This is a genomic window from Flavobacterium granuli, assembly GCF_031456055.1.
Lineage (GTDB): Bacteria > Bacteroidota > Bacteroidia > Flavobacteriales > Flavobacteriaceae > Flavobacterium > Flavobacterium granuli_A.
Window position 1 is genome coordinate 311,170 of record NZ_JAVDTX010000001.1, and the last position, 13,079, is coordinate 324,248.

Here is a 13,079-nt window from a genome sequence, read left to right on the forward strand (position 1 = left end):
ATAAAAAAAAATCCGTTTCACAACGGATTTTTTTTATTTATACACATCACAACAACACCATTCAAAACTCATAATCTCTTTTTTAAAAATGTTTATCTTTGTCAAAAACCAAATACCATGCAAAATATTATTGATCGCTTCGTAAGTTATGTAACTATAGACACCGAGTCAGACGCAAGTTCAAACACAACCCCCAGCACTGCAAAACAATGGGATTTAGCCAATAAATTGGTTGAAGAATTAAAAACTATTGGCCTTCAAGATGTCACCATTGACAACAAAGCCTACATCATGGCAACACTACCCAGTAATGTAGATCATGAAGTCCCAACAATTGGATTTATTTCACATTTTGATACTACTCCAGATTTTACTGGCGCCAATGTAAAACCACAAATTATTCCCAATTATGATGGTAAAGATATTGTGTTGAATGCCGAAAAAAATATTATCCTCTCCCCTTTCTATTTCAAAGATTTATTACAATATAAAGGGCAAACAATAATCACTACAGACGGAACAACACTCCTTGGTGCCGATGATAAAGCAGGAATTACCGAAATTGTAACCGCAATGGAATTCCTGATTAACAATCCTGAAATCAAACACGGAAAAATCAGAATCGCATTTACTCCGGATGAAGAAATAGGTCGTGGTGCTCATCATTTTGACGTAGAAAAATTTGCTGCAGAATGGGCTTACACCATGGACGGAAGCCAGGTAGGTGAATTGGAATATGAAAATTTCAATGCAGCGGGAGCCAAAATTATTTTCAAGGGAAAAAGTGTTCATCCAGGTTATGCAAAAGGAAAAATGATCAACTCCATGCTTATTGCAAATGATTTTATTAACGAATTGCCTTCAGGTGAAACTCCTCAGGAAACAAAAGGTTACGAAGGTTTTTTTCATGTACATCATCTAACTGGAAGCATTGAAGAAACAGTATTGGAATTAATCATTCGCGATCATAGTAAATTAAAATTTGAAAAACGCAAAGAGCTAATTACTAAAATCACTAAAAAATTCAACAAACGATTTGCTAAACAATTTGGAGAAGACATAGTAATTACTGAGATTAAAGATCAATATTACAATATGAAAGAAAAGGTACTACCTGTAAAACATATTGTTTTTATTGCCGAAAAAGCGATGAGAGAACTTGGTATTAAACCACTCATAAAACCTATTAGAGGAGGAACTGACGGATGCCAATTGTCATATAAAGGTTTGCCTTGCCCAAATATCTTTGCAGGTGGTCATAATTTCCATGGAAAATATGAATATGTTCCTGTAGAAAGCATGCAAAAAGCCGTAAATGTAATTGTAAAAATTGCAGAATTGACCGCCAACGGAGCTTATCTAAAAAAAGAAACTATATCCAAAAAACGTTAAAACTATTCTTTTTCTATGAAATGGCTATGATTTCAAATCATAAATAGGAATGAAGAATGGCGATACCATATTGCTTCACCTGTTCGCTATCGCTCGAGTCCGCTAAATAACAAATACCATCTTCGTATGATAAAAAACGATCAATGGGAAACCGAATTAGAGATTTTAAAAACAATTATAGCCAAAACTGAATTGGTTGAAACCAACAAATGGGGCGGTTGTGTGTACGTGTATAACAACAAAAATGTAATTGGAGTTGGAGGATTCAAAAAATTCTTCACACTTTGGTTTTTCAATGGAGCATTTTTAAAAGATGAAAAAGAACATTTGATCAATTCTAATGAAGGAGTTACCAAATCATTGAGACAATGGCGTTTTACATCCAAAGAAGAAATTAATGAAAAAGAAATTCTGGCTTACATTCGGGAAGCTATCGATAATGAAAAACAGGAAAAAATAATCAAGCCTGAAAAAACAAAAAGCGAAGTTATAATTCCAACGCTATTGCAAAATGAATTAAATTCTGATGGCGATTTGAAAGAAGCCTACTTGAAATTCAGCCCTTATAAACAAAAGGAATTCATAGAATATATAGAAACTGCAAAACGCGAAGAAACTAAACTCTCCAGAATTGAAAAGATAAAACCAATGATTTTAAACAATATTGGCTTAAATGACAAGTACAGATAGTTAAGTAAACTCAAATTTTTAATAAAAAAATCTCAAATTCCATACTCTCGGGAATTTGGGATTTTTTTTATTCAAAAAATAAAACCTAACTCACTAAAAATCAGTAAAATATTAACACTCAGACTTTGAAATATTCGTTACATTTGTTAATACAAAACCGACAATTAGCTAATATTGAATGATTTGCAAGAACAAACTTCTACGTTCTTCAATGACAGAAAAGCAATTAATAACCCATTAATACTACCATTATGATAGAAAAAAAAGATGAAAAAGTAATTCCAGAAAAAGCAGTCAGTCCAGATAAGGTAAAAGATGAAAAAGCAGAAATTAGCAAGCCTGCCGTTGCAAAACCAAGATCAACAGTTACTAGAGCTACAACCACAAAGCCTACAGCTGTAAAAACAGTTACACCTAAGACAACAGTTGCAAGTACTACAACAAAACCCACTGCTACACGAACCACAACAAGATCCAGTAGAGCGAAAGTTACTGCCCCACCAATTGAAATTGTAAAAAGTGATGTTAAGCCCCCTACTGCTGTAGAAATCAAAATAGAAAAAACAGCCGTAATTCCTCAAGAGAAAGAAAAAAAGAAAAAGAAAAAAAAATCAAAAATGAAGGAGAAAGAAAAAGAAAAAGAGAAAAAAGCCAAGGCTAAAGAAAAAGCCAAGAAAAAAGCAAAAAAAGCTAAGAAGGCCAAAAAAGAGAAAGCTAAAAAAGCCAAGCTAAAAGCTAAAATCAAAGAGAAAAAAGCTAAGGCTAAAGCTAAAAAAACCAAAAAAAGCAAGAAAAAATAATTCTCGTTTACAAAGAAAAAATCCCAAATTCCAATTAGAAAATCGGAATTTGGGATTTTAAGTTTTATAGTTTCTTGACTACTCTTTTTTATTCAAAGTTGCACTCAATTCCATAGAAATTGAAGAACGCTCCATTTTCAATTTTCCAGCCATTGTTTCGATAACTACAGTAGAATCCGCAATTTCTGAAATCTTCCCGTGAATACCACTTTTGGTAATTATTTTATCCCCTACTTTTAAGGCGCTTTCAAATTCTCTTTCGTTTTTAGCACGTTTTTGTTGTGGTCTGATCATAAAAAAATAAATCACCACAAACATTAATAGAAACGGTAAAAACTGTTGTAATTGTCCCATAATTTAAAATTTAGTTTTTGTTAATTGTTATTGTTTCTTGCAAAATTCAGAATTTAATCTTGATTATTACATCAATCCTCTTCCGATTTTTACAATTCTTTTGTTAGCTTCAAGTTCTTTTACCAAATTATCCAATATTCCATTGATAAAAATACTACTCTTTGGAGTTGAATATTCTTTGGCCAATTCCAAATACTCATTCAAAGTTACTTTCACTGGGATAGAAGGGAATTTCAAGAATTCACATATAGCCATTTTAAGGATAATTGTATCAATTTCGGCGATACGTTCACTGTCCCAATTAGGTGTTTTATCAACATATTCTTTGGCCAGTTCAGTTTCGTTTAAAATTGTTTTTCTAAACAAATCTTTCACATAAGCCTTATCCTCATTGTCCTTGTATAATTTTGGAACTCTAAAATTATCATCCTCACCTTGCTTAATTGCCTTTAGTTGTTTGATAATATGAGTATTTACCAAAGGAATATCATCAATCCAAGTCAATTTATCATCTTCTAGATAATCATATAATTTTTCGTTTGGTACAATTACATCAGCAAATATATCAACGATAAACTCTTTGTCTTCCTCGAAAGTGTTTACCTCATTACTCATGTATTTGGCATACAAATCACTTTCTTTTATAGCATTTAAAAGAAGAATAATATAATCATCATTTAAAGCCCAATTGTTAATTGAACGATTTTCTAAAGCTATACTAAGGGAATTATTTTCGGCAAGAATTTGAAAAATACTGTTTTTGATGAATTTTTCATTTGGATTACGTTCTTCTTTTGTGGCCAAATGTTTTTGGCTTGACAGATGTAAAAAAACAGTTTCCTTTTTACATATTTCTATCAGCGAAGAAAGCATGATAAGGTATAAATCTTGAATGGCGTCAATACTATAAAAAAGAAATTTCTCTTCTTTTTCTAGATTATCAGAACCGTTTTGATGCATCGCATAAATGGATTGCATGACTTTAACGCGGATGTGTCTTCTATTTACCACCTTGTAAGAACTTTTTAAAATTAGTCTGCAAAATTATGAATTTCATCTCTCAAATGAAAATTTATAACGGCTTTATTTGATATAGTTTTCAATCGCAGTCCCAGTTTTCAATTGGGCACAAAATTAAAGTCCCAGTTTACAGCCCAAAAATGGAACTGCTAACTGGGACTGTAAACTGCAAACTAAAATCTATTTTGCGTTTTCTATTTTTCTTAAATCGATACGATTTTGTGCAATAGTCAAAGCAGCTTGATGAGTCGTTATTCCTTTTGCAACAGCGTAATCAAAAATCTCCAATGTAGTATTGTAGATATTTTCGGTTTTACGCATAATTTCTGCTTTATCATAATGCTCTAATTCAGCATAAACATTGATAATTCCACCTGCATTAATCAAGAAATCCGGAGCATAAAGAATTCCTCTTTCTTGCAAAATCAAACCGTGTGTATTTTCATTTGCCAATTGATTATTGGCAGCACCAGCAATAACTTTTGCTTTAATTTTATTTACGGTAGCATCATTAATTGTTGCTCCCATAGCACAAGGCGCATAAATATCAACATCGGCGCTATATAAATCGTCTCCAGTAAATATTTGAGCACCATATTTTGTTGCTACTTCATACAATTTTTCTTCATTGATATCAGCAATAATAACTTTAGCTCCCTCTTTAGTTAAATACTCAACCAAAGTTTCACCTACGTGTCCAATTCCTTGAACCAATATTTTTTTACCTTCTAATTTATCAGATCCAAATTGTTGTTTTGCAGCGGCTTTCATACCCATGTAAACTCCAAAAGCAGTAACTGGAGACGGATTACCCGATCCACCTCTTTCTTCCGAAATTCCGGTAACGTAAGGGGTTACATCTCTTACTATATCCATGTCTGAAGTTTCCATTCCAACATCTTCAGCCGTAATATATCTTCCACTTAGAGAATGTACAAATTCTCCAAATTTACGCATCAATTCTGGAGTTTTTTGAGTTTTGGCATCACCCATAATAACTGCTTTTCCACCACCAATATTCAATCCTGTGATAGCTGCTTTATAAGTCATCCCTCTTGATAAACGCAAAACATCATTCAAAGCTTCCCATTCATTAGCATAATTAAACATACGAGTTCCTCCTAATGCAGGCCCCATAACCGAATTATGAATACCAATAATTGCTTTTAATCCTGTATCTTTGTCGTTACAAAAAACGATTTGCTCGTGATCATTAAAAGACAATTGTCCAAAAACTGGATCCATTTTTTGAAGTTCTTTTCCAGTGGTAACAGTAGCATCCATAGTACTATATTTTTTTAGTTAAAAATTACGAATTTATCAAAAAGACTCTTCAAACATACATAAAAAATAAACATACAACATTAAATTTATTTAAAAATAAATATACATCAATGATTTGAAGCAAATGATATTTTTAATCCAATTGTTAAAATTCAGATATTAAATAAAAAACGAAAACAATTCAATACCGAATCTCTTAAAACATGAAAGAATTACGATATTTAAACAAATATTTCATCAAGTATAAATACAGCTTTTCACTCGGCATTATTATCACCATAATCGCACAAATATTTTCATTATTTACACCAAAATTAATTAGTAAGTCATTTAATGAAATTGAAGCTTTCGCCAAAAGTAAATCTGTCGATTCCAGCGTTATAAGTCAAGAATTAATTTCGAATATCTTATTAATTATTGCAACAACAATTATCGCAGGCTTCCTTACTTTCCTGATGAGACAAACTTTGATTGTAATGTCGCGTCATATCGAATTCGATTTAAAAAATGAAGTATTTCGTCAATACGAAAATCTCTCTCAAAATTTTTACAAACAAAATAGAACAGGCGATTTAATGAATCGCATAAGCGAAGACGTTTCTAAAGTGAGAATGTATGTTGGCCCAGCTGTCATGTACACTATAAATACTTTTATACGTTTTGCCATAGTAATTGGTTATATGTATAATGTATCGCCAAGATTAACTTTATATACCATATTGCCCTTACCAATATTATCTTATTGCATATTCAAGTTGAGCTCTGAAATCAATAAAAGATCGACGACTTTCCAACAATATTTATCCAAAGTTTCCAGTTACACACAAGAAGTTTTTTCAGGAATACGTGTTATAAAGGCCTACTCATTAGAAGATCAGCATCAATCCAACATTAACGATTTGGCTAATGAAAGTAAAAGTAAAAGTTTGAGTTTAGCCAAAGTCCAATCTCTTTTCGGACCTTTAATGATTGCCTTGATTGGAGTCAGTAACTTAATCGTGATTTATTTTGGAGGTTTGATGTATGTTCACGGCACCATCAAAAGCATCGGTACCATTGCTGAATTTATTTTATACGTAAACATGCTAACTTGGCCTGTTGCTTCTTTGGGATGGGTTTCATCTATGGTTCAAGAAGCCGAAGCATCTCAAAAAAGACTTAATGAATTTTTGAAAATCGAACCAGAAATTCAGAATACAAATATTCAGAGATCAAAAATAGAAGGCAGCATCACGTTTAAAAATGTGAGTTTCACTTATAATGACACACAAATAAAAGCACTTCAAAATATAAGTTTCACAGTTCATAAAGGAGAAACTTTGGCAATTTTAGGAAAAACCGGTTCTGGAAAATCAACAATTTTGTCCTTACTCTCACGATTATACGATGTAACTAGCGGGCAAATTTTGATAGACAATCATGAAATTAGTCAACTCAATTTGTTTGATTTGCGTAACAGCATCGGAGTAGTTCCTCAAGATGCCTTTTTATTTTCAGACACTATAAAGAACAACATCAAGTTTGGAAAAGAAGACGCAACCGATCAAGAAGTTGAAGCAGTAGCGAAAAGCGCTGTCGTTCATGACAATATTATCGGTTTCAACAAAGGATATGATACCATATTAGGAGAAAGAGGAATTACACTTTCGGGCGGACAAAAACAACGCGTTTCTATTGCAAGAGCGATCATAAAAAATCCAGAAATTTTACTTTTTGATGATTGTCTATCTGCCGTTGATACCGAAACCGAAGAAGCTATTTTGAACAATCTATATCAAATATGCAAGAACAAAACTACCATAATTGTAAGTCATAGGGTTTCTTCTGCAAAAAATGCAGATAAAATTATCATTCTTGAAGATGGAAAGATAATTGAACAAGGCACTCATAATCAATTAATAAACCAAGATGGGTATTATGCAGCACTTTATTTAAAGCAACTTTCGGAAAAAGAATTGCTTTAATTGTTGTATAATACATATATTTTTATGATTTTTGATTGCTATTAAATAAAAAAATGACGATACGATTATGAGAGAAAATGATATGTTAGAAAAAGAAGAAATCTTTTCAAAAGTTTTAAGAGCTGGTAGAAGAACCTATTTCTTTGACGTAAGAGCTACCAAAGCTGACGATTATTATATCACAATTACCGAAAGCAAAAAATTCACGGAAGAAGATGGTTCTTTTCATTTCAAAAAACATAAAATCTATTTATACAAAGAAGATTTTACCGCTTTTTCAGAAATTTTAGAAGATATGACATCTTACGTTTTGAACCACAAAGGCGAAGAGGTAATTTCGGAGAGACACCAAAAAGATTTCAAAAAAGAATATGCTTCAGATGACAAAACAAACGAAGACATAGTTCCAAATACATCTAGCTTTACAGATATCGAATTTGACGATATTTAATATAAAAAGCATAAAAAAACAAAAGCCGACAGTTCAAAAACTGTCGGCTTTTTGCTTTAATACCAAATATTATCTTTTTTTATAATTCCTTCCTAAACGTTTTTCTACGACAATGAACCACTGGATTAAAGTTTTTCCAAAGCAGTTGTATCGCTAGATTGTCTGCTAGTTCTGGTGTTCTGAAACAATTTTCAATTCCTCTTTTCGTAAATGTTTTGTGGTACTCATTAAATATAATGGCTGTAACACCTTTATTCTGATAGTCAGGATGTACACCAATAAGGTAAAAAACTACGTCCTTACTGTTACGTCTTGCATTCAATAAATGTAGAAATCCGAAAGGAAATAATTTCCCGTTGGCTTTTTGAAGCGCTTTAGAAAAACTAGGCATCACAATCGCAAAAGCCACAAGGTTTCCATCTTTGTCTTCTACATATTTTATGTATTCAGGATTGATAAAGCTGATGTATTTTTGCTTAAAATATTCTTTTTGCACATCGGATATCGCAACAAACGAAGACAAATTAGCATACGATTCATTAAACAAATCAAACATTTTATCAACATAAGGCATCACGGCTTTTGTAGATTTGAAGTTAATCGGTTTTAATTGATACCTTTTTTTGACCAACTCATTAATTTTTTCAAAAAACTCTGGTTTGGCATTTGCAAAAGGGAATTTATTTTCGACATATTCTTTTTCGGTTACGTAACCTAATTTTTCAAAATGAGTCTTATAATACGGATGATTGTACCAAGTAATCATCGTTCCCAATTCGTCAAAACCTTCGGTTAAAACACCAACTTTGTCCAGATTAGAAAACCCCATTGGACCTTCAACATACTCCAGATTATTCTTTTTCCCCAGTTCATATACTTTTTCAAGCAAAGCCTTGGTTACTTCAATATCGTCAATAACATCAAACCAACCAAAACGAACTTTCTTTTTCTGTTGATGATTCACCTCATCCCAATTGATGATTGTTGCTATCCTACCTACTATCTGATTATCTTTAAGAGCAATATAAAAATTAGCTTCTGCACTATTAAAAGCTGGATTTTTTGTTTTATCAAATGTTTCCAGTTCATCGGCAATTATCGGCGGAACCCAATACGGATTGTCTTTGTATAAGGAAAAAGGAAATTTTATGAATTCGATTAACTCGTTTTTAGTCTTGGCTTCTTGAATGGTAATCATTGGATGAAATTGTGTCTATTTATAGCTACTAAAGCATTTGTTTGTAAATAATGGAAACGCTACGAATATAACCAACTTTGGCACAATAAAAAAAAAGTTGCATTAAAAAAGCCCAAATTAATGGGCCTCCAAGTTTTAAGTATTTCGTCTAAGTTGTTATTTTACTATGGTAATATATCTGGTTGTTTGTCCTTCAACACCCAATACTAAGACATCGTTCAACCATAATTTTTCTAATAAAACAGAACCTCCCATTCTTTTGTACTTCGCTTTGAGAATGTCAGTTTCTGTTTCATTCCAACGTAAATAGGTAATCGGATAATCTTCGGAAGAATCCGCATTCAAAAAAATACGCATCCCTTTTCCTGTTTCCTGTTCCGATAGTTTTTCAATAAAAAAACCTTTCGGGTTGTCTAAAATGGCGCCTGTTGAATTATAACCATAACCAAATTCTTTCCCTCCTATTAAGTATTTTATGCTAATGCTATTTTCTGGATATTTATCAGTGCCTAAAATATTTTCACCTGCACTATTTTTAAGATAAACATCAACATTTTCGTTAATTACAACTCCATCTATAATTTCAGGATCATCATTATCATTGCATGAAATACATAGAATCACAAGAAAAAGAATGTAAATATTTTTCATAATACCAATCTCTAAATAGTTAAAAACAAACAAGTTGACAATTTATTCTTAAAACAAATGTAAGATTTATTTTTAACCAATCAAATTTTTAATAATTAATTTTGTAAGATTATTTTTTAGCCTTGGTTTCTTGTATGGTCATCATTTCTATTTTACAGAGAATTGCTTTTATTTCTTTTTAAATAATCTAAAACCTTTTTTTGGTTTGCTCTTTTTAGCCATTTTTTCAGCAGCTTTTTCTTCTTTTGTCAAAAGATGTACTTCCTTGTATCGACCATCATAACGCCATGAAACCCCAACACCTCCATAAAGAATCGAAGGCGTATCCTTAAAATTAGTACTTATGGAAGCATCAACCTGCATGTTTCTATTAATCAAATAAGCAGCTCCACCTCGAACGATGGCATCACTATAAAAATCGCTTTTTATCCCTTGATTTTCAACAAAAGCAGACCATTTTTTATTAATCCCCTTAGTTAAGGTTAAAATGTAACTCAAACTAGGATAATCGGTAGCAATGTAATTGTAAATAATATTGGTAACAAAAACCCAAGAACCATCACCTAAATGGTTTTGCAAAATCAAAGCGGCTTTTGGTGAAATAGCCGATTCAGGTGAAAAATAATAAGGATTATCAGCACCTGTAAAATTAGCTCCCGCAAAAACAGCCACAGCAGGAATTACTTGATGCCAATCGAATTTATGATTTGCTTTCCAGCTGTATATATTCGCTTCTTTTTTATATCCTTTATTCGGGTCATAAATCAAATATTTAGCTCCCAAAACAGCTTGTTTAAAATCGGATCGATCATCAACTTGCATAGGATATGTATATTTTTCATTTAGATATTGAACATCTGCAATAAATTCTAAGCTCTCCAAAAATGCACCATATCGCAATTCAAAATCAAGTCCAAAACCATTAGCATCATAATTCGACAAACTATGACTTTCTTGAATACCAAACACACCTGTTTCTACTTGAATAACCGTTTTTCCAACTGCAAAAGCCGACATGGATTCGCCTGGTCTATTCGAATTAATTTCATCTGTGTGTTGCCCGTAATGAATTGTTGGTATTAAAAAAAGGGAAGTAAAAAATAATGTTTTGATATTGAACATACTGAATTATTTGAGTGAAAAGCTATAACGCATTTCAAATGTACTATATTTTATTGTAACTATCATTTGGTTAAAAATTTCTTAGAATATTTGCTTTACACAAATTTTACTGCGGATTCTGATTTAAAAAAGTGATTAACTCACGAGTCGCTTTTCCTCTGTGACTTATGGCATTTTTAGTTTCTAATGAAAGTTGTGCAAACGTTTCCTTATATCCTTCAGGTCTAAAAATAGGGTCGTAACCAAAACCTTGATTTCCATTTTTATCCAAAGTAATTTCACCTTTGGCTATTCCAGTAAAAAGATACTGTTCCCCTTTTAGATTTAAAGTAATTACGGTTTTAAATTGGGCATTTCTATTCGCTGAATTTTCTAAGTTTACAAGCAATTTATCCATATTGTCTTCAGCCGATTTTTGTTCTCCAGCATATCGTGCAGAATAAACTCCAGGCTCTCCATTCAACGTTTCTACTTCCAATCCAGTGTCATCAGCAAAACAATTATAACCATATTTCTCTGTTACATAATTGGCTTTCATAATAGCATTTCCTTCAATAGTATCGGCGGTTTCAGGAATTTCTTCATGACAGCCTATGCTTTCTAGACTAATAATTTCGATGCTTTGAGGAAGCATACTTTGTATTTCGCGAATTTTATTGGCGTTGTTCGTGGCAAAGACGATTTTCATATAAGTATGTATTATTGTTTTAAAAAACACAAATGTATTGGTTTATCACAATCAAAAGAACAACAGATTTAAATATTAACACTCCCTTTCCATCAATTAAAATGTAGTGATTTTAAATTAAGGTCAAGCTACTTTAAATCGATAGTTAAAAACCTATTTTTCAACACATTAAATATAAAAAAGTTGTATATTTGAATGTGGTTCTGATTAATTACTTGAGCATATAATATCACAAATATTGAATATTAGAAAAAGTATTCTCAATAGTCAGCTATACCGAATTTAAGTATAAGCTAGATAATGATAAATCAGAACTTACAAAGAGGAGGGCGGTACATACGCCCTCTTTATTTTTATGGCATTTTTTAAGTAAAACGCAATCTTACATAAACGTGTTTGATTCCTTTTTTATCGGATTCTCTTTCGTCTATCTCCAGAATATCAGTAAGTGATTTGAGCATTGGAGTTAGTTTTGAAAAACCATAATTTCTAGGGTCGAATTCTGGTTTTTTCTTTACAATTAGATTTCCCACATCGCCAAGGAATGCCCAGCCATCTTCATCGCCAATGGCATCTAGAGTGTCTTCAATGAGTTCGATTGTTTGAGCGTCAATTTTATTAGTAGCTTCTTTTTGCTGCGCCTGTTCACTATTGCTCGGGTCAACCGCTTTTTTAGATCCTGCAACAGCAGTTGCTGACGACTTTTGTGATTTGCTTTGGGCATTGGTTGTTTTTCGTGTCTTTTTAATGGCACCATCTAAAACTTCAATAAAGACAAATCGGTCGCAAGCAGCAATAAAGGCACTTGGAGTTTTCTTTTCACCAATTCCAATGACTTTCATACCTGATTCACGCAAACGAATCGCTAATCTGGTAAAATCACTATCGCTGGAAACGATACAAAAACCATCCAATTTATCCGAATACAATAAATCCATTGCATCAATAATTAATGCTGAATCCGAAGAATTTTTGCCAACTGTATAGCTGTATTGCTGAATGGGTGTAATGGCGTGTTCTAGTAAAACTGATTTCCAGCCGTTGGCATTAGGTTTAGTCCAATCAGCATAAATGCGTTTGGTGGTTGGAGTTCCGAACTTGGCAATTTCCTCCATCATTCCTTTTACATTGCTATAAGGAACGTTGTCGGCATCAATTAGCACGGCTAGTTTTAATTCTTTGGTGATTTGGGACATACCTAATATAGATTTTAGACTTCAGATTTTAGATTTTCAAATTGATATTGCAATTGTCATTACTATCGACATTAAAACAACATCAAATATACATGTTTTTATTAAAGAAAGTTGTTGATTATCGCATTAGCCCTGATGGAAATGGAAAGCCTCGAGGGAATAAACCTATTTTTTCTTGTGCCGCAAGAGCGACCAACGGAAGCTCCTTGCTGCACAATAGAAAAAAAGGTTTATGACGGAGAGCTTGTAATGTACAGCAGGAAATAGCT

At 32.3% G+C, this 13,079-nt stretch carries 13 protein-coding genes; 5 read left to right on the forward strand and 8 right to left on the reverse strand.

Annotated elements, in window-relative coordinates; all coding sequences use genetic code 11:
- Nucleotides 1-117: 117 nt before the first annotated feature.
- The 3 genes from pepT to J2W95_RS01390 all read left to right on the forward strand — a co-directional run bounded on the left by pepT (nt 118) and on the right by J2W95_RS01390 (nt 2,882).
- The gene (gene pepT / locus J2W95_RS01380) at nt 118-1,392 is read left to right on the forward strand and encodes a peptidase T (RefSeq protein ID WP_310003165.1); all 1,275 of its coding nucleotides are present in this window, start codon (nt 118-120) and stop codon (nt 1,390-1,392) included.
- A gap of 126 nt (nt 1,393-1,518) precedes the next feature.
- Nucleotides 1,519-2,082 (forward strand): YdeI/OmpD-associated family protein, encoded by a 564-nt coding sequence (locus J2W95_RS01385; protein ID WP_310003166.1) that lies wholly within the window; start codon nt 1,519-1,521, stop codon nt 2,080-2,082.
- A gap of 251 nt (nt 2,083-2,333) precedes the next feature.
- On the forward strand, nt 2,334-2,882 hold the full coding sequence (locus J2W95_RS01390; protein WP_310003168.1) for a hypothetical protein: 549 nt from the start codon (nt 2,334-2,336) through the stop codon (nt 2,880-2,882).
- Between the two features lie 78 nt (nt 2,883-2,960).
- On the opposite strand, the gene yajC is transcribed toward J2W95_RS01390, so the two are convergent.
- The 3 genes from yajC to J2W95_RS01405 all read right to left on the reverse strand — a co-directional run bounded on the left by yajC (nt 2,961) and on the right by J2W95_RS01405 (nt 5,540).
- The gene (gene yajC, locus J2W95_RS01395) at nt 2,961-3,236 is read right to left on the reverse strand and encodes a preprotein translocase subunit YajC (protein WP_111409251.1); all 276 of its coding nucleotides are present in this window, start codon (nt 3,234-3,236) and stop codon (nt 2,961-2,963) included.
- Nucleotides 3,237-3,302: 66 nt separating this feature from the next.
- On the reverse strand, nt 3,303-4,214 hold the full coding sequence (nusB, locus tag J2W95_RS01400) for a transcription antitermination factor NusB (protein WP_310004258.1): 912 nt from the start codon (nt 4,212-4,214) through the stop codon (nt 3,303-3,305).
- 222 nt (nt 4,215-4,436) lie between these two features.
- Entirely contained in the window at nt 4,437-5,540 is a 1,104-nt protein-coding gene (locus J2W95_RS01405; protein ID WP_310003171.1) for a Glu/Leu/Phe/Val family dehydrogenase, read from the reverse strand.
- Nucleotides 5,541-5,743: 203 nt separating this feature from the next.
- On the opposite strand from J2W95_RS01405, the gene J2W95_RS01410 reads away from it, so the two are divergent.
- Both J2W95_RS01410 and J2W95_RS01415 read left to right on the forward strand, forming a co-directional pair.
- Complete coding sequence (locus J2W95_RS01410; RefSeq protein WP_310003173.1) at nt 5,744-7,504, forward strand: ABC transporter ATP-binding protein; 1,761 nt, start codon at nt 5,744-5,746, stop codon at nt 7,502-7,504.
- Nucleotides 7,505-7,571: 67 nt separating this feature from the next.
- The gene (locus J2W95_RS01415) at nt 7,572-7,955 is read left to right on the forward strand and encodes a PUR family DNA/RNA-binding protein (RefSeq protein ID WP_310003175.1); all 384 of its coding nucleotides are present in this window, start codon (nt 7,572-7,574) and stop codon (nt 7,953-7,955) included.
- A gap of 79 nt (nt 7,956-8,034) precedes the next feature.
- On the opposite strand, the gene J2W95_RS01420 is transcribed toward J2W95_RS01415, so the two are convergent.
- The 5 genes from J2W95_RS01420 to J2W95_RS01440 all read right to left on the reverse strand — a co-directional run bounded on the left by J2W95_RS01420 (nt 8,035) and on the right by J2W95_RS01440 (nt 12,810).
- Nucleotides 8,035-9,153: a GTP cyclohydrolase gene (locus J2W95_RS01420; RefSeq protein WP_310003177.1), complete on the reverse strand. Its 1,119-nt coding sequence runs from the start codon at nt 9,151-9,153 to the stop codon at nt 8,035-8,037.
- Between the two features lie 156 nt (nt 9,154-9,309).
- Nucleotides 9,310-9,804, reverse strand: a complete 495-nt coding sequence (locus J2W95_RS01425) for a hypothetical protein (RefSeq protein WP_310003179.1) — start codon at nt 9,802-9,804, stop codon at nt 9,310-9,312.
- Nucleotides 9,805-9,972: 168 nt separating this feature from the next.
- Nucleotides 9,973-10,926, reverse strand: a complete 954-nt coding sequence (locus tag J2W95_RS01430) for a transporter (protein WP_310003181.1) — start codon at nt 10,924-10,926, stop codon at nt 9,973-9,975.
- Nucleotides 10,927-11,032: 106 nt separating this feature from the next.
- Nucleotides 11,033-11,614 (reverse strand): non-canonical purine NTP diphosphatase, encoded by a 582-nt coding sequence (locus tag J2W95_RS01435; RefSeq protein WP_310003183.1) that lies wholly within the window; start codon nt 11,612-11,614, stop codon nt 11,033-11,035.
- A 365-nt stretch (nt 11,615-11,979) separates the two neighbouring features.
- Nucleotides 11,980-12,810, reverse strand: coding sequence for an NYN domain-containing protein (locus J2W95_RS01440; RefSeq protein WP_310003184.1), 831 nt, complete (start codon nt 12,808-12,810; stop codon nt 11,980-11,982).
- Nucleotides 12,811-13,079: the final 269 nt, after the last annotated feature.